The organism is Salinisphaera aquimarina, from assembly GCF_042643355.1.
Lineage (GTDB): Bacteria > Pseudomonadota > Gammaproteobacteria > Nevskiales > Salinisphaeraceae > Salinisphaera > Salinisphaera aquimarina.
Window position 1 is genome coordinate 267958 of sequence record NZ_JBHRSS010000010.1, and the last position, 18498, is coordinate 286455.

20 protein-coding genes are annotated in these 18498 nt (G+C 64.1%); 11 read left to right on the forward strand and 9 right to left on the reverse strand.

All coding sequences use genetic code 11. The features are described from left to right. Positions 1-175: 175 nt before the first annotated feature. Positions 176-421, reverse strand: a complete 246-nt coding sequence (locus ACFOSU_RS20570; protein ID WP_380691903.1) for a hypothetical protein — start codon at positions 419-421, stop codon at positions 176-178. A gap of 12 nt (positions 422-433) precedes the next feature. On the opposite strand from ACFOSU_RS20570, the gene ACFOSU_RS20575 reads away from it, so the two are divergent. Beyond that, positions 434-2182: an acyl-CoA dehydrogenase gene (locus ACFOSU_RS20575; protein WP_380691905.1), complete on the forward strand. Its 1749-nt coding sequence runs from the start codon at positions 434-436 to the stop codon at positions 2180-2182. Between the two features lie 158 nt (positions 2183-2340). Here the strand turns inward: ACFOSU_RS20575 and ACFOSU_RS20580 are convergent, their stop codons facing one another. After that, on the reverse strand, positions 2341-3306 hold the full coding sequence (locus ACFOSU_RS20580) for a LysR family transcriptional regulator (protein WP_380691906.1): 966 nt from the start codon (positions 3304-3306) through the stop codon (positions 2341-2343). A gap of 111 nt (positions 3307-3417) precedes the next feature. On the opposite strand from ACFOSU_RS20580, the gene panB reads away from it, so the two are divergent. Next, positions 3418-4287, forward strand: coding sequence for a 3-methyl-2-oxobutanoate hydroxymethyltransferase (gene panB / locus ACFOSU_RS20585; protein WP_380691908.1), 870 nt, complete (start codon positions 3418-3420; stop codon positions 4285-4287). A gap of 461 nt (positions 4288-4748) precedes the next feature. Here panB and ACFOSU_RS20590 read toward each other — a convergent pair whose 3' ends face one another. Next, a complete protein-coding gene (locus ACFOSU_RS20590; RefSeq protein WP_380691909.1) occupies positions 4749-6359 on the reverse strand; it encodes a long-chain fatty acid--CoA ligase in 1611 nt (536 codons plus the stop codon). A gap of 296 nt (positions 6360-6655) precedes the next feature. On the opposite strand from ACFOSU_RS20590, the gene ACFOSU_RS20595 reads away from it, so the two are divergent. From ACFOSU_RS20595 to ACFOSU_RS20605, 3 genes are all read left to right on the forward strand, one after another. Next, the gene (locus ACFOSU_RS20595) at positions 6656-7429 is read left to right on the forward strand and encodes a pentapeptide repeat-containing protein (RefSeq protein WP_380691910.1); all 774 of its coding nucleotides are present in this window, start codon (positions 6656-6658) and stop codon (positions 7427-7429) included. 98 nt (positions 7430-7527) lie between these two features. Beyond that, positions 7528-7986, forward strand: coding sequence for a MaoC family dehydratase (locus tag ACFOSU_RS20600; RefSeq protein WP_380691912.1), 459 nt, complete (start codon positions 7528-7530; stop codon positions 7984-7986). Next, entirely contained in the window at positions 7983-8429 is a 447-nt protein-coding gene (locus ACFOSU_RS20605) for a MaoC family dehydratase (RefSeq protein ID WP_380691913.1), read from the forward strand. Before ACFOSU_RS20600 ends, ACFOSU_RS20605 begins: the two co-directional genes overlap by 4 nt. Positions 8430-8435: 6 nt before the next feature. On the opposite strand, the gene ACFOSU_RS20610 is transcribed toward ACFOSU_RS20605, so the two are convergent. Together ACFOSU_RS20610 and zapE are read right to left on the reverse strand one after the other, a co-directional pair. Beyond that, on the reverse strand, positions 8436-9461 hold the full coding sequence (locus ACFOSU_RS20610) for an alpha/beta fold hydrolase (RefSeq protein ID WP_380691915.1): 1026 nt from the start codon (positions 9459-9461) through the stop codon (positions 8436-8438). Positions 9462-9544: 83 nt separating this feature from the next. After that, entirely contained in the window at positions 9545-10639 is a 1095-nt protein-coding gene (gene zapE / locus ACFOSU_RS20615) for a cell division protein ZapE (protein ID WP_380691916.1), read from the reverse strand. A gap of 47 nt (positions 10640-10686) precedes the next feature. On the opposite strand from zapE, the gene xerD reads away from it, so the two are divergent. Then, positions 10687-11598 carry a site-specific tyrosine recombinase XerD gene (gene xerD, locus ACFOSU_RS20620; RefSeq protein WP_380691917.1) on the forward strand — a complete coding sequence of 304 codons (912 nt, stop codon included), beginning with the start codon at positions 10687-10689 and terminating at the stop codon, positions 11596-11598. 3 nt (positions 11599-11601) lie between these two features. Continuing rightward, positions 11602-12123, forward strand: coding sequence for a class IV adenylate cyclase (locus ACFOSU_RS20625; RefSeq protein WP_380691918.1), 522 nt, complete (start codon positions 11602-11604; stop codon positions 12121-12123). Between the two features lie 28 nt (positions 12124-12151). Here the strand turns inward: ACFOSU_RS20625 and fdxA are convergent, their stop codons facing one another. Together fdxA and ACFOSU_RS20635 are read right to left on the reverse strand one after the other, a co-directional pair. Next, positions 12152-12475 (reverse strand): ferredoxin FdxA, encoded by a 324-nt coding sequence (gene fdxA / locus ACFOSU_RS20630; protein ID WP_380691920.1) that lies wholly within the window; start codon positions 12473-12475, stop codon positions 12152-12154. Between the two features lie 45 nt (positions 12476-12520). Next, a complete protein-coding gene (locus ACFOSU_RS20635) occupies positions 12521-13105 on the reverse strand; it encodes an NUDIX hydrolase (RefSeq protein WP_380691921.1) in 585 nt (194 codons plus the stop codon). A gap of 128 nt (positions 13106-13233) precedes the next feature. Here ACFOSU_RS20635 and ppc point away from each other — a divergent pair, with 128 nt between their 5' ends. From ppc to ACFOSU_RS20655, 4 genes are all read left to right on the forward strand, one after another. Further along, positions 13234-16035 carry a phosphoenolpyruvate carboxylase gene (gene ppc, locus ACFOSU_RS20640; RefSeq protein ID WP_380691922.1) on the forward strand — a complete coding sequence of 934 codons (2802 nt, stop codon included), beginning with the start codon at positions 13234-13236 and terminating at the stop codon, positions 16033-16035. Positions 16036-16124: 89 nt separating this feature from the next. Continuing rightward, entirely contained in the window at positions 16125-16646 is a 522-nt protein-coding gene (locus ACFOSU_RS20645; protein WP_380691923.1) for a hypothetical protein, read from the forward strand. Between the two features lie 130 nt (positions 16647-16776). Then, positions 16777-17379, forward strand: coding sequence for a hypothetical protein (locus tag ACFOSU_RS20650; RefSeq protein ID WP_380691924.1), 603 nt, complete (start codon positions 16777-16779; stop codon positions 17377-17379). A 53-nt stretch (positions 17380-17432) separates the two neighbouring features. Further along, positions 17433-17816: a hypothetical protein gene (locus tag ACFOSU_RS20655; protein ID WP_380691925.1), complete on the forward strand. Its 384-nt coding sequence runs from the start codon at positions 17433-17435 to the stop codon at positions 17814-17816. Positions 17817-17826: 10 nt separating this feature from the next. On the opposite strand, the gene ACFOSU_RS20660 is transcribed toward ACFOSU_RS20655, so the two are convergent. Next, the gene (locus tag ACFOSU_RS20660; RefSeq protein WP_380691926.1) at positions 17827-18033 is read right to left on the reverse strand and encodes a SlyX family protein; all 207 of its coding nucleotides are present in this window, start codon (positions 18031-18033) and stop codon (positions 17827-17829) included. After that, the gene (locus tag ACFOSU_RS20665) at positions 18030-18449 is read right to left on the reverse strand and encodes an HIT domain-containing protein (RefSeq protein WP_380691927.1); all 420 of its coding nucleotides are present in this window, start codon (positions 18447-18449) and stop codon (positions 18030-18032) included. Before ACFOSU_RS20665 ends, ACFOSU_RS20660 begins: the two co-directional genes overlap by 4 nt. Positions 18450-18498 lie beyond the last annotated feature (49 nt).

Consider the following 18498-nt stretch of genomic DNA (forward strand, 5'->3'; position numbering starts at 1 on the left):
CGTTGAAAAAAAACGAGTGTCCCCACGCTGCAGCACTCCGTGCCGCAGGCGGACCACCCGGTTCCCCTCTCTATTCCTGCCTCGAAGGCGAATGTTCACGCCTTCAATAGCTTATCGTAAAAGCAGCGCCGCGCGGCAAACATACGCCGGGCCGTGCTCATGCCGACCGCGGCCATCACGTAGCACGTCGGTTCCTGGAAAATCGCCGCTTCGACAGCGCCGGTCCGCCGTATGTTCCTTGTATCGCGGCAACCGGCTCGCGACCGACCGCCTGCCGGCACGGCCGCTGCGCGGGGCAGCGGATTGCCAGCGCCTGTAACCGGACCACGACCGGTGCGTAATGCCGGTTACCCTTACCATGCAGAATGCCGGCGTCGAGCAGATGCGATCGGCACGCCACATTTGCAAGAAGAATATCCACGAGAGGCTCCTCATGGCTGATTATCGAGCGCCGACCCGCGACATGCGTTTTATCCTCAACGAAGTACTGGACGCGGCCCGTATCCGTGCGTTGCCGGGCTTCGATGAATATGAGCCGGATACGGTCGACGCCATCCTCGAGGAAGCCGGCCGTTTTGCAGGGTCGGTGCTGGCGCCGCTCAACCGGGTCGGCGATACCGAAGGCGCGACCTGGTCACCGGAGGGCGTCGCCGCCGCACCGGGTTTTGGCGATGCCTACCGGCAGTACGTCGAGGCCGGCTGGAACGGCCTTACCGGCAGCCCCGATCACGGCGGCATGGGCATGCCGCGGGTACTCGGCTCGGTGGCCACGGAGATGTGGAACGCGGCCAACATGTCCTTCGCCCTGTGCCCGCTGCTGACCGCCAGCGCCGTCGAGGCCCTGTCGCATCACGGCAGCGATGAGCAGAAGGCGCGCTATCTGGAAAAGCTGGTCAGCGGCGAATGGACCGGGTGCATGGATCTCACTGAGCCACAGGCCGGCTCCGATCTCGCCGCCGTGCGTACCCGCGCGCAGGCCGATGGCGACGCCTATCGCCTGTTCGGCCAGAAGATCTACATCACCTGGGGCGAGCACGACGTCGCCGACAACATCATCCATCTGGTTCTCGCCCGGCTGCCCGACGCGCCCGCTGGCGTGAAAGGCATCTCGTTGTTTCTGGTGCCGAAATTCATTCTCGACGACGCCGGCGGCCCCGGCGCGCGCAACGACATGCGCTGTGCGTCGATCGAGCACAAGCTGGGCATCCACGCCAGTCCGACCTGCACCATCACCTACGGTGAAGAGGGCGACGGCGCGCTCGGGTATCTGGTCGGCGAGGAAAACCGCGGTCTGGCCTGCATGTTCACGATGATGAACGCCGCCCGCCACAAGATGGGCCTGCAGGCGCTGGGCGTGGCCGATCGTGCCTATCAGGCCGCGCTGACCTATGCGCGTGACCGCCAGCAGGGCGGTACCGCCATCGTCGAGCACGCCGACGTCAAGCGCATGCTCATGACCATGCGCAGCCAGATCGATGTCCTGCGGGCCCTGTGTCTGGACACCGCCAGCCAGATGGACGTCGCCGAATCCAGCGACGATGCGGCCGAGCGCAAAACCGCCCAGGCGCGTGTCGATGTGCTGATTCCCATCGTCAAGGGCTGGGGCACGGAACTCGGCGTGGAACTGACCAACACCGGTGTCCAGATCCACGGCGGCATGGGCTTCGTCGAGGAGACCGGTGCGGCCCAGTATCTGCGCGACGCGCGTATCGCGCCGATCTACGAAGGCACCAACGGCATTCAGGCGATCGATCTTGTCGGCCGCAAACTGCTGCGCGATCAGGGCTCGGCAATGAAAGCACTGATTGCCGACATGCGCGCCACCGCCGACGGCACCGCGCCGGGCGCCAATGCGCATCCCGGTCTGGCAGCCGCGCTCGATCTGTTCGAGCAGGCCACGGATACGCTGATCGCGGGCGGGCAGGATGTCGCGATGGCCAATGCGTTCAATTACATGATGCTGGCCGGCTATGTGGTCGGCGCCTGGTATGCCGCGCGTATCGCGGACGTGGCCCGGGTGGCCCTCGACGGCGAAACCGACGAAACGGATTTCTACCAGGCGCGCCAGGCCAGTGCCCGTTTCTATATCCGCCAGATCCTGCCCAAGGCACGCGGCTATGCAGCGATGGTCGCCGGCGGCCCGGACGCGGTCGATATGGTGGACGCCGCGCGCCATTTGTAGCGGTGCCGTAATCGCGCACTTGAAGCCAGACGCTTGAATCCACGCGAGTCGTGACCCCGGCTTGCGTGGATTCGTCGTGCTGCGCGGGCCTCTTGGCGGGCGAAGATCTTTCGGCGTATGTGACTATCCGCGTTGCGCTATCGGCTACAAACGGAAACTCACCTGGGTCCGGGCGCGGGCGGCGCCAGAGCCTTTCCCGTCGTTGTGGCGATGAGCTGCAGGCCGGGGATGAACGCCATCTGGCCGAGCGCGTCGTCGAACAAGTCGACGAAGTCTTTCGACAGCGCAGACAAGTGCTTCCAGTGTCGAAAGCCCCACCCAAAAGACGCCGGCGGAATATCCACGATAGGGACGGCGCGAACTTTGCCATTCTGGACAAAATTGTATGCCTGGACCGCTGGCGCGATCGCCTGCCCCAGGCCGAGCTCGACAAATACGCTGGCCGTATCGAAGTCGTCCAATACCAACTCCGGGGTCAGTTGCAGACCTTGGTCAGCCGCCGCGAGATCAATCAGGCGACGATGGGCGGTGCCTTCGGCCAGTCCGAGATAACGAATCGTACAGAGATCTTGCAGGCGCAGATGATTGCGGCTCGCCAGCTCGTGAGTCTCGTTCACGAGCAGGTAGAAATCCTGCATCGCCAGCGCGCGCGTGGCTATTCCGGGCGACGGCTCATGCGTGGTGATGAGCGCGAGATCAGCCTGGCCTGTTCTCAGCAGTTCGAAGCAGCGTTGCGTCGAACCCGCGGGTACGAATCGGATATGGGCATTCGGATGCCGGGCTTTGAACCGCACCACCGTATCCTTCAGGAAATGACGAACGGTCGTACCACCGGTGGTGACGGTCAGCGTGTCGTGTTCACCATGAATCAGCGCCTGAATGCGCTCTCGAGCCAACTCGATCGAACCCAGGCTCTCAAGCGCCAGTTCGCGCAGAAGCTCTCCAGCTTGAGTGGGGCGAATGCCTTTGGCGCTGCGTTCGATCAATGCAGTCCCGAACTCGTTTTCCAGACGAGCCATACGCTGGCTGACCGACGACTGGGTACGCCCCAGCCGGCGGGCCAACGCGCTCAGGTTGGCCGTGTCGCAGGCGGCGACGAATATACGCAGGTCTTCGAACGTCATGGGCTCTTAGAAAAATACGAGATATACAGGATTTATCTTAGCGTTGACTTCGATGGCTTCCTAGTGGAACGCTGCGTCGCTCGTCTTCAATGAGCGTTGCAGGAGATCTCGATGCACCCGATCACACCGTCCCGTCTGGCCGCGATGAAAGACAAGGGCGAACGAATTGCCGCGCTGACGGCCTACGATTACACGGCGGCACAGATGTGCGAGGCGGCCGGCATTCCGGTGATTCTGGTCGGCGATACGCTTGGCATGGTCGTGCGTGGCGAGGCATCAACGCTCGCAGTCACGCTGGACGATGTGATCTACCACAGCCGGATGGTCCGGCGCGGTGCGCCCCATGCTTTGGTGATTGCGGACCTGCCGTTCATGACCTATCGCATAAGCGTTGAAGATGCGCTGCGCAACGCCGGTCGGCTGATGCAGACCACCGGGGTTGGCGGCGTAAAACTCGAGGGTGGCTCCGAAATCACCGAAACGGTGGCTCGTCTGGTGCAAGCCGGTATTCCGGTCTGCGGTCATCTTGGCTATACGCCGCAATCCACCCATACGCTAGGTGGCGCCCGTGTTCAGGGGCGTAACCTCGACGCTGCGGTGCAGCTTATCGGAGACGCCAAGGCGCTCGAAGCCGCGGGTGCTTTTGCCGTTGTTCTGGAACTGGTGCCAACCGAGATTGCTGCGGCCATTTCACGGCAGTTGGATATCCCGACCATCGGTATCGGTGCCGGGCCCGATTGTGATGGCGAAATCCAGGTGTTCCACGATCTGTTCGGCCTGTTTACCGATTTCCAGCCGCGCCACACCCGGCGATATCTGAATGTTGCCGAAGATATCACCGGGGCCGCGAGACAGTTCAAGGCTGACGTGGCCGACAGACGTTTTCCGGGTGACGAACAGTCATCGGCACTCAAACCCGAGTTGAGCGCGCGTTTATCCGAATATCTCGGCCAAACAGAATCTCTTGCGGTCGAGGGCTAGGGCCTGTTGCCGTTTCGTGCGAGACCGCGCCAAGGGCTGTTTTGCGGCAAGACGAGGCGCAGCAAGTGCCGCGTAGTCATTCTACGCAAGCGCGCTGTAACGCTGTATTGCCGCAAAACAGCCCTTGTCCCGAAGGGTTGGGCCTCAAATCACCTCAGGCGGCGTTGCAAGTCTTGATCGTGGCTAGAGCCACGACCGGCGACTCGCGCCTTGCCTGACGCGATTTGAGGACGCCAACGCGGCGCTCGCACGAAACGGCAATAGGCCCTAGGCCGCTCGTCTTTGCGGACCCGAAGAACTGCTGGTGCGACAGTCTCGGCTGCCCCGCAACAAGCGTGCGACGAGGCATTGCATTTGCGCTCGCGAGCACACGTGGGCCGCCCGCCTAGGCTTCACAAAGCCCCAATAAAAAGCCCGGCCGCCGTCAGGCAGGCCGGGCCGAGCGTGGCGCGTGCTCGCCGCTACGCCTCGTCGAACAGCTTCTTGCGTAAGTCCAGCTTGCTGAACTTGCCGGTGGAGGTGCGCGGGATGGCGTCGACGAAGACATAGTCGTCGGGCACCATCCATTTCTCCATGCGTCCGCGCAGGAACTCGGCCAGGGCTTCCGGCTCGAGGGTGCGGCCTTCGCGAAGGACGACGGCGGCCAGCGGGCGTTCGCCCCATTTTTCGTCGGTCTTGGCCACGACCGCGGCTTCCGCGACGTCTTCGTGGGCCATGAGTTCGTTCTCGAGCTTGACCGAGGAGATCCACTCGCCGCCGGACTTGATCACGTCCTTGGTGCGGTCGGTGATGTTGATATAGCCGTCCTGATCGATGGTGGCGATATCACCGGTACGCAGCCAGCCGTCGGCAGTAAATTTCTCGTCGCTGTTTTCCAGTCGGTAGTAGCTGCCGGTGATCCACGGGCCACGCACCTGGATTTCGCCCATGTCCTCGCCGTTCCACGGCAGCGGCGTGCCCTCGTCGCCGACGATGCGGGTATCCACGAACGGCACCGGCATGCCGGCGGTGGCGCGGCGCGCGTACTGCTCGTCCTCGGAGAGTTTCTGGATCGACGGCTTGAGCCGGGCCGCGGAGGCCAGCGGCGAGGTCTCGGTCATGCCCCAGGCCTGAATGACGGTGCAGCCATAGGCATCGAAACGTCGAATCATCGCTTCGGGCGCGGCCGAGCCACCGACCGTCATGCGCATCTCGGGGTGCAGCTTCCAGCGCTTGGGTTCGGCGTCGAGCGCGTTGAGAATGCCCATCCAGATCGTGGGTACGCCGGCGGTGACGTTGACCTGCTCGGCCTCGTAGACGTTGAGCAGGCTTTCCGGGTCCATATGCGGGCCGGGGAAGACCTGCTTGGCGCCGGTCATCGTCGCGACATAGGGCAGGCCCCAGGCGTTGACGTGGAACATCGGCACAACCGCGAGAATGGTGTCGTTATAGGACAGATTCAGGGTATCCGGCACGCCGGCGATCATGGCGTGCAGCACGCTCGAGCGATGCGAATAGACCACGCCCTTGGGCTTGCCGGTGGTGCCCGAGGTGTAGCACATGCCACAGGCGTCGTATTCGCTCTTCTCGGGGTAGACGAACTCGCCCTCGGCGCTGTCCAGGAAATCCTCATAGCTGGTCATGCCGTCCGGTACCGGTTTTCCGGACAGCGGCACGACAATCACTTTCTCGAAATTGACCTGGTCGGCGAATTTCTCGTACAGCGGCAGCAACACATCGTCGATGATCAGAAAACGGTCTTCGGCGTGGTCCACGATCCAGGAGACGTCGTCCGGGGGCAGGCGCAGATTGAGCGTATGCAGCACCGCGCCAGTGATCGGAATACCGAAGTAGGCTTCCAGATGGGCGTAGGTGTTCCAGGAAAAGGTCGCGACGCGATCGCCGGGCTTGATGCCGGCCTGGATCAGCGCCTGGCCGAGCTGCTTGGCACGCCGCACCATGTCGGCGTAGGTTTCGCGGTGCAGACTCTTGTCCGGCATGTGGGTGACGATTTCGACGTCGCCGAACTGGGTGCTCGCGCGCTCGAGAATATCGTCGAGCAGCAGCGGGCGGTCCATCATGGTGGATTGCATGGAATCTCCTCGTTCTTGGGCTGGTAAAACGGTGTAACGATTTTTTTTATTGGATCACCGAGCATGGCACCGGACGCTGTCGGGCGTCCATATTCTTTGGTCTATACCTGTATTCTCGTGCATTCTGATACGGTAATTGCTATTACTGGAGATGGCTGCGGGTTTGCGCCAGCGGCAGGGGGTGGAACCTCGCGTTGCGTTCAGTTGCCATACCGCCACATGCGTATGCTCCGAACAAACAGGCGCGTGCCTGCTGTGCGCACAGAGTGTCAGGTAGTGTCCGGAGGAATGAATAGATGAAAAATCGTATCTGGTCCCTGTTGTTTTCCGCGGCCGTGGTCATCGGCCATGCCGGCGGGGTGATGGCGGGCGAGCTGACCATCGATGAAATACAGGGCGAGCTGGATGCCGCGACGCCGGAGCAGCCGGCCGATTTTTCCGGCCATGATCTGAGCCACCTGGACCTGTCGGGCATGGATCTGTCGGGGGTCAACCTCGCCGGTGCCAACCTGAACAACGCGCGCATGGAGAATACGGTCCTCACCGGCGCCAACCTCATGGGGGCCAACCTCGACGGCGCCTGGCTGATCGGCGCGGACTTCTCCAACGCCAATCTGCGCGATGTGCATATGTTCGGCCCGGTGGTCGCGCGCGGGCTGGACCCATCGCGTGAGCAGTCGCCGGTGTTCAAGGGCGCCGATCTGTCCGGCGCGCGGGTAATCGCCAAGCTGTCCCAGGGCAACGACGCCGAGGCCGATTTCAGCAAGGCATCGCTGGGCGCCGACATGGGCAATCAGTCCATGGGCCTGATGCGCTTCGAGGCCGAAGGCGCCGATCTGACCAACGCGAATTTTTCCGGCGCGTCGCTCAACCACGCGTTGTTCAAGTTCGCCAATCTCACCGGCGCGGATTTCCGCGATGCCGACCTGCGCAGCGCCGAATTCAACGGCGCCAATCTCAGCAACGCGAAATTCGCGGGGGCTGATGCCAGCGGCGCGAATTTCGACAGCGCCACCTTGACCGGCGCGACCGGTATGGACAGCGCCAAGGGCATGGTGGTCGACGAGTAGCCCCGCCTCGCGGTCGGGTTCTGCCCGGGGTTTGTTCACCCCGGAGATCGCGCTTGCTATAGTCGCCGCCGTTCCCGCGGAAAGGAAATCGTCGGCAGATGCGTTACTGGGAAGACTTCGAGCTCGGCCATGTCGAGACCTACGGTGCCTATCATGTCTCGGAAGCGGAGATCATCGCCTTCGCCGAGGAATATGATCCGCTGCCTTTCCACGTCGACCCCTTGGCGGCCAAGGACAGCCCTTACGGCGCGCTGACCGCGCCCGGCCTGCTGACCTGCTCGATTTTCATGCGCATGCTGGTGGACAACGTCCTCAAGCAATCCGCCTCGATGGGCTCGCCGGGCTGCGATTCGGTACGTTTCAACAAGCCCGTGTTTGCCGGCGATACGCTGTCGGTGCGCCAGGAGATCGTGGCCACTCGCGTGCTCGAGAGCCGTCCGGAGATGGGCCTGGTCAAGAATCGTTTCGAAGTACTCAACCAGAGTGGCGAGGTGGTTTGCGAAATCGCATCTGCCGGGCTGTTCGGCCGCCGTGCGGCCAGTGAGGCCGCCTCGTGATTCACTACGAAGATCTGCCGCTCGACCAGTGCGTGGTGCTGGGCCCGGTGACGTTGAGTGCCGAGGAGGTCGTGGATTTCGCCCGGCGCTACGATCCGCAGCGTTTTCATCTGAGCGACGAGGGCGCCCGCGACACCTATTTTGGCAAGCTGGCCGCTTCCGGCTGGCACACCGCCTCGCTGACCATGAAGATGATGATGACCGGGCGCGAGGCGCCGCTGGCCAGTCTTGGCTCCCCCGGTTTCGATAATCTGCGCTGGCTGCGGCCGGTCTATCCCGGCGATACTCTGTCCGCGCGTGTGACGGTGACCGAAAAACGGCTGTCGAAATCGCGCCCCGAGATGGGCCTCGTGCATTTTCTGGTGGAAACACTCAATCAGGACGAGGTCGTGGTGATGCGGCTGGATACGGTCTCGATGGTGGCCCGGCGCGAGACCGATTAGCGTCGATCAGCGCGGCGAGGCGGCTGTCGTGCTCGGGCGCAGGCTCGCCGGCGGCACCGGCAGGGCACAGTCGCCGCTGTCCTCGTGGGCGCGCTCCAGCGCCAGGCAGATGCTGTATATCACGAGCTGCGGCTGTTGCAGCTGGATATAGTGGCCACTGTTGCGGGCCACGAAGTGCACGCTGCCCGGATGTGCATCCACGAATTCCTGTTGCAGCGTGCGCCATAGCCGCTCGCGCTCGGCGTGGCGGGTATCGCTGGCGTCGATGGCGGCGCCGCGGCTGACAACGATGATCGGCACCCGTGGCAGGGGCCGGGCGGCGGCAACCTCGGCTTCGCTGACACGAAATGCCACGAATTCGTGGTGAGCGGTACGCCAGGTCACCGGGTCGTAGGTGAGCTCGCGGGCGCGCTCGGCCGCGAGCGGAGGCAGGTCGGGCGGCACGAACGGGGTCATGGTGAAATGAAAATCGCCCTTGGGCGCAATCGTCGCCCCGACATCGCGCTGATAGCGCTCGATCTGGTTGACCTGGCTGCTGTCCACGAGCACGAGCGCGGCGACGTCCTGCGGATAGGTCGAGGCGTAGAGCTGCATATTCCAGCCGCCAAAGGAGTGGCCGACCAGCACATAGGGCGGCGCGATATCCGCGCGCGCGAGCAGTTGATGCAGTTCACTCACGATGATCGTGCTGGTGCGCGGCGGCCGGCGCGCATCGCTTTCGCCGTAGCCGGCCCGGTCGTAGCTGCAGGCACGGGTGAAACCGGCGATCGTGGGCTGCACGCGGGCCCAGACGACCGCGCTGTCACCCAGCCCCGAGTCGAATATCACGGTCGCGCCGTGATCGACGGCGGAGCCTTCGCAGTCGAGGTACATGCGGTGGCCGGCGACGTCGACCAGATGGCCGGGCAGCGGGGCAGACGTGGCCTCGTCGCCGGGCGCGGTCGTATCGGCTGTGCTCGCCTGTGTCAGCAACAGAGCCATGACCAGCACGACCACACGCGGGGCCGCACCGGGGTTGTTGTTCTGGTTCATCGTGCCTCCGCGCGCTGTGCGCTCGACTCGATGAGTGTACGCATAACGCACCGCGCCGATGCATGCGCGGTGCGGGCCCGCGATCAGGCCCGGTGCGGCTCGCCCAGATAGTCGGTCGAGCTCATCTCGTGCAGGCGGCTGGCGGTGCGCTCGAATTCAAAGGACAGACGCGAGCCGTCGTAGAGATCGTCCGGCTCGGCGGCGGCGGTGCAGAACAGCTTGACGCGGCGGTCGTAGAATTCGTCCACGGCATTGATGAAGCGCCGGGCCGCATTGTTCTCGTTGTCGTCGAATACCGGCACGTTCGAAATCATGATGGTCGAGAATTCGCGTGCCAGCTCGATGTAGTCGTTGGCGGAGCGATTGGAGCGGCACAGATCCTCGAAATCGAACCAGACCACGTTGTCGCCGCGCCGGCGGATCGGGATCTTGCGCCCCAGTACCTTCACGTTGTTGGCGGCTTCGTGCTGGCGCGCGGCCAGGCGGTCGAAATGTTCGGCCAGCACCGCGTCGGCCCGTTCGCCCGGCGGTGTCTGGTAGGTGGCCGACTCGTCGATATGATCGAGCCGGTAGTCGGTGCCGTCAGCCAGATGCATGACCCGGCAATAACGCTTGATGCGCTCGATCGCCGGCAGGAAGCGCTCGCGTTGCAGGCCGTCGCGGTACAGATCGTCCGGGTCGACGTTGGAGGTGGTCACCAGGGTGACGCCGCGTTCGAACAGTTCCTCGCTCAGCCGCGCCAGGATCATCGCGTCGGCCACGTCCGAGACGAAGAATTCGTCGAAGCAGAGCACGCGGTCGCTGGCCCATTCCTTTGCGATCAGCTTGAGCGGGTCGGATCGGTTCGCGTAGCGCTTGCGCGCCTCGTGGACCTTCTGCATGAAACGATGAAAATGCAGCCGTGTCTTTTGCTCGAACGGCAGGGCGTCGAAGAAGCAGTCCATCAGATAGGTCTTGCCGCGGCCCACGCCGCCCCACAGATACAGCCCCTTGACCGGCTCCCGCCGGGTCTTGCCGAACAGGCTCTTGTGGCTGCGGTTTGCCACCAGCCCGTCGTAGATGGCCTGGAGCGCATCGACGGCTTTCGCCTGTTCCGGATCGTGGCTGAAGCCGTCGTTCTTCAGGTCGGCTTCGTAGCGCGCACGCGGCGTCCGCGGCGTCTGGTCTCCGTCTGCCATGGTTTGTCGTCTCGCCAAAAAATGGGCTCCAGTATACCCTCGCGTCCATGGCTGCCATCGACGCTCTCGACGACGATACCGCGCTGCGCATCGAGTCCTTCCTGGACGGCCTCTGGGCCGAACGCGGGCTGGCCGATGCCACGCTCGCGGCCTATCGCAACGACCTGGCCCATTTCGCCCGCTGGCTCGGTGACGCACCGTTGATCGAGCGCGCCCAGCGCAGCGATATCCAGGCTTATCTGGCGGCGCGCAACACGCCGGGCTCGAGCCCGCGCAGTGCCGCGCGCCTGCTGTCGAGCCTGCGTCAGTATTATCGCTATCAGCTTAGAGCCGGCACGATCGAGGAAGATCCGACCGCGCTCATCGCCATGCCCACCCAGGGGCGGCGTCTGCCCAAGACGCTCACCGAGGCCGACGTGGAGGCGCTGCTGAATGCGCCAGCGACCGAAACCGATCTCGGCCTGCGCGACCGTGCCATGTTCGAGCTCATGTATGCCGCCGGCCTGCGTGTATCGGAACTGGTCAATGCCAGTCGTGCCCAGGTCAACACCCGCCAGGGCGTGATCCGGGTCACCGGCAAGGGCGGCAAGGAACGGCTGGTGCCGCTCGGCGATACCGCCGTGGCCTGGCTGGAGAACTATCTGCGCAGCGCCCGTGGGCTGCTGCTGGGCGCCGCGGCCAGCGATGCATTGTTCGTGACCGGGCGCGGTGGCGGCATGACGCGCCAGAACGTCTGGCATCGGATTCGCCACTACGCTGACCAGGCGGGCATCAATTCACAGGTCTCACCGCATGCCCTGCGCCATGCCTTCGCCACTCATCTGCTCAATCACGGTGCCGATCTCAGGGCGGTGCAGATGCTGCTAGGCCACGCCGACCTGTCGACCACCCAGATCTATACCCATGTCGCCCGCGCGCGTCTGGCCGCGCTGCACGCCGAACATCATCCGCGTGGCTGATGGATGGCCCGTAATATCGAAATCAAGGCGCGTATCGACGATCGCGAATCGCTGCTTCGCGCCGTGGTGGCCGTGGCTGACGACGGGCCGTACGAAATCCGACAGCACGATACGTTTTTCGCCTGCGCCGAGGGTCGGCTCAAGCTGCGTGACTTCGGCGATGCCAGCGGCGAGCTGATCTTTTACCGGCGCGCCGACGCCGCCGGGCCGAAGCCGTCGTTCTACCGGCGTACCGCCACTGATGACCCGGCCGGCCTGCGCCAGACGCTTGCCGATGCGCTGGGCGTGCTCGGCGAGGTGATCAAGACGCGGATGCTGTTCATGGCCGGGCGCACGCGCATCCATATCGACCGGGTCCAGGGGTTGGGTGATTTCGTCGAACTGGAGGTGGTGCTCGCCGAACGAGAGCCGGAAAATGCCGGCCAGGCCGAAGCCGCGGCACTGATGCGTGCACTCGCGATCGATGACGCGTCGCTGGTCGAGGGCGCCTATATGGATCTGCTGATCGCCCGGCGCGGGCCGTGATGGTCGCGGGCCGGACGCGGGTCGCTGACTAGCGTTCGAGCAGCTCGCGCTTGTTGGGCTTGTCGGCCCACTCGTCGGCGTCTTCCGGCGGTTTCTTGACCTCGGTTATCACCGGCCATTCGGCGGCCAGATCGGCGTTGAGTTGCAGGAATTCCGCCTGATCCGCCGGCAGATCGTCCTCGGACAGAATCGCCTCCACCGGACATTCGGGCTCGCACAGGGTGCAGTCGATGCACTCTTCCGGGTCGATGGCCAGGAAGTTCGGGCCTTCGTGAAAACAGTCGACCGGGCAGACTTCGACACAGTCGGTGTATTTGCACTTGATGCAGTTTTCGATGACAACGAACGTCATGCCGGAATCCTCGTCATAAAGCCTGGAAAATTGCGCGTAAGTTTATCAGCTGCCCGACGATACGTCGGGCTCGCGCGCCAGATGCATGGCTTTCCAGTCGTCGACGCCCAGCGTTTCCGTGTGCAGGCTGAACTCGCCCGCACGGCGGTCGGCAAAATAGTGCTGGAGGGTTCGATAAATGGTCGGAAACGCCAGCTGCGGCCAGTCGATCTCGTCTTCGTTCAGCAGGGCCACCAGCTGGCTTTCCTGACCGGCGCCGTAGTGGGTACCGGCCAGGCGGCCCCGATAGAACACATGCACCTGACCGATATGGGTGACATCGATCATCGTGAACAGCTGCGCGTCGACCACCTCGGCCTGCGCTTCCTCCCGCGTCTCGCGCGCGGCGCCGTCGCGCATCGTCTCGCCGAGCTCGAGAAAACCGGCGGGCAGCGTCCAGAAGCCCAGCCGCGGCTCGATCGCGCGCCGGCACATCAGGATCCGGCCCTCGTGCTCGACGATGCAGCCGACTACGTTGACCGGATTCTGGTAAAAGATTTCGCCGGTCGCGCTGCAGATATTGCGCTTGCGATCGTCGCCCTCGGGCACGCGGAATTCGATCGGCGCGCCGCAGTTGGGACAGAAGGACATGGGTTTTGGCATAGATCGTGAAGGGTAGCAGAAGCCTGAGCAGTGAATGTCTGTCAGGCGACGACGTCTGTAGCTGCGATAGCGCTGCTATGCTCGAATCAACGCTTTGAAACGGTGACGATTGAACGATGAATCCAGCGATCAACGAGAACCACCCGGCCGCAAGTCAGGCCGACCTTCGCCAGCAGGACGATGAACTGCGCTCCCAGGTGCGCTCGGCCGGCGCGCTGCTGGGCGATGTGCTGCGTTCGCAGGCACGCGCCGACGTGTTCGATACCGTGGAGACGCTGCGCCAGGGCTATATCGGCCTGCGTGAGATCGAGGACGCCGAAAAGCGCGCCGAACTGCAGGCGCTGATCGACGATCTGCCAGCCGAGACCATGACCGAAGTCACGCGCGCCTTCGCGATCTATTTCAATCTGGCCAATCTGCTGGAAGAACTGCATGCGCATCGCACGCGGCGCGCGCTGGCGGCCGACGGCAACCCGCAGTGGCTGGGGTCGTTCAACCGCACGTTCACCGATATGGCCGCCAACGGCGACAGCCTGCAGGACGCGCTGCAGCGGCTCGAGTCGTTGTCGTTCATGCCCGTATTCACCGCGCATCCGACCGAGGCCAAGCCGCGCGCCGTGCTGGATGCGCTGCGTCGTCTGTTCGAATGGTTTCACGAACTCACTTTCGGCTCACCGGATACGCTGCGGCGAGCCGAGATCGAGGAGCATATCCGCCAGAACATACAGGTGCTGTGGAAGACCGAGGAGGTACGCGGCAGCCGCCCGACGGTCGAGAACGAGATTCGCAACGGCCTGTATTATTTCCGCGCCTCGCTGTTCGCCAGCGTGCCGGTGATCTACCGCAACCTCGAACGGGCGCTGAAGAACGCCTATGACGAGGATGTCGAAGCGCCCAACGTGCTCACCTTCGGTTCCTGGATCGGCGGCGACCGCGACGGCAATCCCTATGTCACCGCGCGCGAAACCCGCTATGCGCTGCGCATGCAGGCGCGCGAGGTGCTGTCCGAATATCTGCGCCGTATCGACAATCTCTCCAGCCGACTGGCGTTCTCCACGCGCTGGTGTACGCCCAGCGACGCTTTCTGGGCGGCGCTCGACGCCGACGAACGCCTGATTGCGTCGCATACCGGCGTGCGCGCCGAGCGCTTCGCGGCCGAGCCGTACCGGCGCAAGCTCTATCTGATCCGCCAGCGCATCGAGGCGATGGTGGACCAGATCCAGACCGAACTGCGCCTGCGCGCCGAGCGCAGCGAACGCAGCGCGATCGCCTACGACAGCGCCGCCGCGCTGCTCGACGATATCCGCATCATGCGCGAATCGCTGGTCAGCCACGGCGACGGCGCCATCGCCAACGCCGAGATCAAGGACTGGCAGCGGCTGGTGGAGACCTTCGGCTTTCATCTGGCGCGCCTGGATCTGCGCGAGGAATCCACCCGTCATACCCAGTGCGTGGATGAACTGCTGCGCGCGCTCGACATCGAGACGGCCTACGCCGACGGCGACGAGTCGCAGCGGGTGGCAATTCTTGGTCGCGAACTCGAGCGCGACCACGCGCCGTCCATCGCTCGGCTCGATGTGTCCGCCGACGTGGCGGATACGCTGGCCAGCCTCGACGTGGTGCGCGAATTCACCCGCACGCTGGGCACGGCGGCCTTCGGCAGCTATGTGATCTCCATGACCCATAGCGTCTCCGACGTGCTGGCCCTGCTGTGGCTCATGCGCGTGACCGGCGTCTACGAGCCCGGCCAGGCCCAGGAGCCGGCGCTCGCGATCTCGCCGCTGTTCGAGACCGTGGCCGATCTGGAACACATCGAGCCGGTGCTCGATACGCTGCTCGCGCATCCGGCCTACCGCGCCTTCATCGCGGCCGGCAAGCGCGATGACGATATCCTGCGCCAGGAGGTCATGCTCGGCTATTCGGACTCCTGCAAGGACGGCGGCATCATGACCTCGCGTTGGCAGCTCTACCGGGCGCAGCAGATCGCGGTGACGCTTTGTGAAAACCACGGCATCGACTGTGTGCTCTTTCATGGCCGCGGCGGTACGGTCGGGCGCGGCGGCGGCCCGACCCATCAGGCGATCATGTCGCAGCCGCCCGGCACGGTGCGCTCGCATATCAAGTTCACCGAACAGGGCGAGATGATCTTCGCCAAGTACAGCAACCCGGAAACCGCCATCCACGAGCTCACGCTCGGCGTCACCGGCACGCTCAAGGCCAGCGGCATCGCCGCGGACGACGCCGATCATTCGGCCGTCGCCAATACCCTGGCCGAAACCGGCGAACGCTATTACCGCGAGCTGACCGAAAATACCGATGCCTTCTTCGATTATTTTCAGGCCGCCACGCCCACGGCCGAGATCAGCGCGCTCAATATCGGCTCGCGGCCCGGCTCGCGGCCGTCCTCGGCGAAGATGAACAAATCCTCGATCCGCGCGATCTCCTGGGTATTCGCCTGGGCGCAGTCGCGGCATACGCTGCCCGGCTGGCTGGGGCTGGGCACCGCGCTCACGCAGGCCGGTGTCGACGCCGATACCCTGCGTCAGCTGTATCGGGACTGGCCGTATTTCGCCACCATCATCGATAACGTGCAGATGTCGCTGGCCAAGGCCGACATGCCGATCGCTGCCAGCTACGCGCGGCTGGCCGGCGAGCACGCGCCGGTGTTCGACGAGATTCGCGCCGAATACGATCGCGCGGTCGCCGGCGTGCTGGCGATCACCGGCGAACAGGCGTTGCTCGACGACGATGTCGTGCTGCAGACGTCGCTCGATCGGCGCCGACCGTATCTCGATCCGCTCAATCATATCCAGATCGTCGCGCTCGCGCGCTACCGGGAGCAGGGCGACCGCGCCTGGCTGGACCCGGTGCTGCGTTCGATCAACGCAATCGCCGCGGGCATGCGCAATACCGGTTAATCTGCGGTTTCGGTTCGAGGCGATAGGCTAACGCCACGAGCTCGGGCATACGCCTCGAGCCGGCTTTGCTTTGACGACCGGAAATGACCATGAATCGAATGACCTGGATCGCCCGCCTGCTGCCTGTGGTGGCCGTGATGCTGCTCTCGCAGAGCGCCATGGCGGCGCAGGCCGGCCCCACGGCCGACACGCCCGAGCGTCCGGTCTATCTGGACATCATGCCGGTGGCCGACGCCGACAACGCGATCCTGCCGGAGGACGTGGTCGCGGCCATGGCCAGCGAAGCGCTGTCGGGCGCGCGCCAGGCCACGATTCGGATGAAGGACCAGGCGCTGCCGGCGGGTGTACGCGTGCTGCGCATCATGTATATCGTCCATCAGCAGCCCGACGAGAACGGCATGACGCTAGCTGCCGCCGCCTCGACCGAACTGCTGCGCACGGCCAACGAAGGCGACGGCGGCGTGCAGACCTTCTCGGTCTATAACGGCATGCAGCAGACCCTGGTTCAGGGGCCGAATCTGGATCGTGCGCAGACACTGCTGCGTGCCGCGTTCAAGAAAGAACTGCAGGCGCGTATTTCGTCAGCCTTCCAGAACGCCCAGGCGCTCTGAGGACTGGTGTGTCCGCGGCAATCGCGGTGGCCTGTATTGCCGCGCGCCTTCGTCCACAGGGCGGCTCGCCGCATGGTTCCGGTCGGCGTTTCGTAGCGCCGCGTAGAAGGCACAGCAGCCAGTCTGTTCGGTGCTGCGCGCGCTTCAGGCGATCGCGACGGGTACGCATGATGCCGGCCGTTTATTCACTCACCCTTTAAGTATCTTCATGAAAAAAAAGAACAACCACACACGATTGGCTGCCCTCCTGGTCGCGATTTCGATGCTGGCAATGGCCGGTGCGGCCCTCGCTCAGTCGCCGCAGAGCGCGCAACAGCGGCCCGTCTACCTGGATATCCGCCCGGTAGCCAATCCTAATCATTCGAGCCTGTCCGATGACCTGATCGCGGACATGGCGCGTGACAAGCTGGCGTCGATGAACCGGTCGGCCATTGTTATGGGCGACAAGACGCTGCCGCCGGGCGTGTATGTACTTCGCATCCTGTATATCGTTCACCGGCAACCGGGCAGCGACGAGGTGACGCTGTCGGCATCGGCCTCCACCCAGCTTTTGCGCACCGACGATCGCGACCACGACGGCGTCGTCCAGACCTATTCGATCTATAACGGCCTGCAGCAGGTACTGGTCCAGGGCAGCGACGAGCAGAAAACGAGCGCACGGCTACGCGACGCGTTCAAGCGTCAGCTGAAGGCGCGGATTTCGGCCGCGTTCCTGAGTCAGCAATCGTTCTGACGCCGCGGGCGCTGTTATCCTTGCCGCAATAATTTGAACCAAGGACCGTAGTCATGGCCGCCAACGACATGCCAGAAATCAAGATCGACCCCGACAACATGTTCCGTGAGGAATCATTCACGGACCTTAAGGTCGGCAGTATCCGTCGGCTGGTGCCGGTCACCGCCGAGGGCGACGACGACCCCGCGCGCGAGACCCGTTTCGAAGGTCAGGCGAGCCTGATGACGCCGGCGGGTAGCCTGCCGCTGTCGTTCGAACTGGATGCGGATTCGCTCTCCGGTGCCATCGACAAGTTCCCCGATGCGGTCAATGCCGCGGCCGAGCGCGCCATCGAGGAACTCAAGGAAATGCAGCGTCAGCAGAGCCAGCAGATTCAGGTGCCCGGTCAGGGCGACTTCGGCGGTGGTGGCCAGGGCGGCGGCCGGATTCAGTTCTAGTAGGGCTGATCTAGTAGTGCGGCGGCGGGGCGTTGTCATCGCTGCCGCCGCCTTCGCCGTCGGCCATCGACTTCACCCGATTTTCGAGCTGTCGGCACAGTTCGCTCAGCCGCGCGAGTTCCTGCGACTGCTCGTAGACAACGTCGCTCAGCTGGCTGATGGCGTCGTCCTGATAGGCGATACGCATCTCCAGCTCCTGAATTGCCTCGGTACTCATGACATGCCGCCCGGCACCAGGCCCATGTCGTCGCTCAAGGCGTGCTGCAGCGCGTCGACCTCGGCGGCCGGGTAGTCGCGCACCACATCCAGATGCCCCCAGACCGGCCGTGGCCAGCAGGGGTCGTTGTGGTGGCGCGCGATCACGTGGATATGCATCTGGGCGACCACATTGCCGAGCGTGGCCACGTTGAGCTTGTCGGCCGAAAACCAGCGCGCGGTGAAGCCGGACAGCTGGCGAATCTGGGCACTGATCTGGTCATGCTCGGCATCGTCGACTTCGTGCCAGTCGATCGCCTCGGTCTCGGGCACGAGGATCAGCCAGCCGACGCTCGCGTTGCGGTTGAGCAGCACGGTCGCGCGATCGAGTGTCCCCAGGACATGGCAGTCGCGCAGCAGTTGCGGGTCGATATTCATCAGCGGATTCCGGATTCGAGGTCAGGCTGATCGCCGTGGAAGGCGATCG

Bases quoted from the DNA above. Each gene is read 5' to 3' on its own strand.
- ACFOSU_RS20575 (WP_380691905.1), top strand. From the start codon at position 434: ATGGCTGATTATCGAGCGCCGACCCGCGACATGCGTTTTATCCTCAAC.
- ACFOSU_RS20580 (WP_380691906.1), bottom strand. From the start codon at position 3,306: ATGACGTTCGAAGACCTGCGTATATTCGTCGCCGCCTGCGACACGGCC.
- panB (WP_380691908.1), top strand. From the start codon at position 3,418: ATGCACCCGATCACACCGTCCCGTCTGGCCGCGATGAAAGACAAGGGC.
- ACFOSU_RS20590 (WP_380691909.1), bottom strand. From the start codon at position 6,359: ATGCAATCCACCATGATGGACCGCCCGCTGCTGCTCGACGATATTCTC.
- ACFOSU_RS20595 (WP_380691910.1), top strand. From the start codon at position 6,656: ATGAAAAATCGTATCTGGTCCCTGTTGTTTTCCGCGGCCGTGGTCATC.
- ACFOSU_RS20600 (WP_380691912.1), top strand. From the start codon at position 7,528: ATGCGTTACTGGGAAGACTTCGAGCTCGGCCATGTCGAGACCTACGGT.
- ACFOSU_RS20610 (WP_380691915.1), bottom strand. From the start codon at position 9,461: ATGAACCAGAACAACAACCCCGGTGCGGCCCCGCGTGTGGTCGTGCTG.
- zapE (WP_380691916.1), bottom strand. From the start codon at position 10,639: ATGGCAGACGGAGACCAGACGCCGCGGACGCCGCGTGCGCGCTACGAA.
- xerD (WP_380691917.1), top strand. From the start codon at position 10,687: ATGGCTGCCATCGACGCTCTCGACGACGATACCGCGCTGCGCATCGAG.
- ACFOSU_RS20625 (WP_380691918.1), top strand. From the start codon at position 11,602: ATGGCCCGTAATATCGAAATCAAGGCGCGTATCGACGATCGCGAATCG.
- fdxA (WP_380691920.1), bottom strand. From the start codon at position 12,475: ATGACGTTCGTTGTCATCGAAAACTGCATCAAGTGCAAATACACCGAC.
- ACFOSU_RS20635 (WP_380691921.1), bottom strand. From the start codon at position 13,105: ATGTCCTTCTGTCCCAACTGCGGCGCGCCGATCGAATTCCGCGTGCCC.
- ppc (WP_380691922.1), top strand. From the start codon at position 13,234: ATGAATCCAGCGATCAACGAGAACCACCCGGCCGCAAGTCAGGCCGAC.
- ACFOSU_RS20645 (WP_380691923.1), top strand. From the start codon at position 16,125: ATGAATCGAATGACCTGGATCGCCCGCCTGCTGCCTGTGGTGGCCGTG.
- ACFOSU_RS20655 (WP_380691925.1), top strand. From the start codon at position 17,433: ATGGCCGCCAACGACATGCCAGAAATCAAGATCGACCCCGACAACATG.
- ACFOSU_RS20660 (WP_380691926.1), bottom strand. From the start codon at position 18,033: ATGAGTACCGAGGCAATTCAGGAGCTGGAGATGCGTATCGCCTATCAG.
- ACFOSU_RS20665 (WP_380691927.1), bottom strand. From the start codon at position 18,449: ATGAATATCGACCCGCAACTGCTGCGCGACTGCCATGTCCTGGGGACA.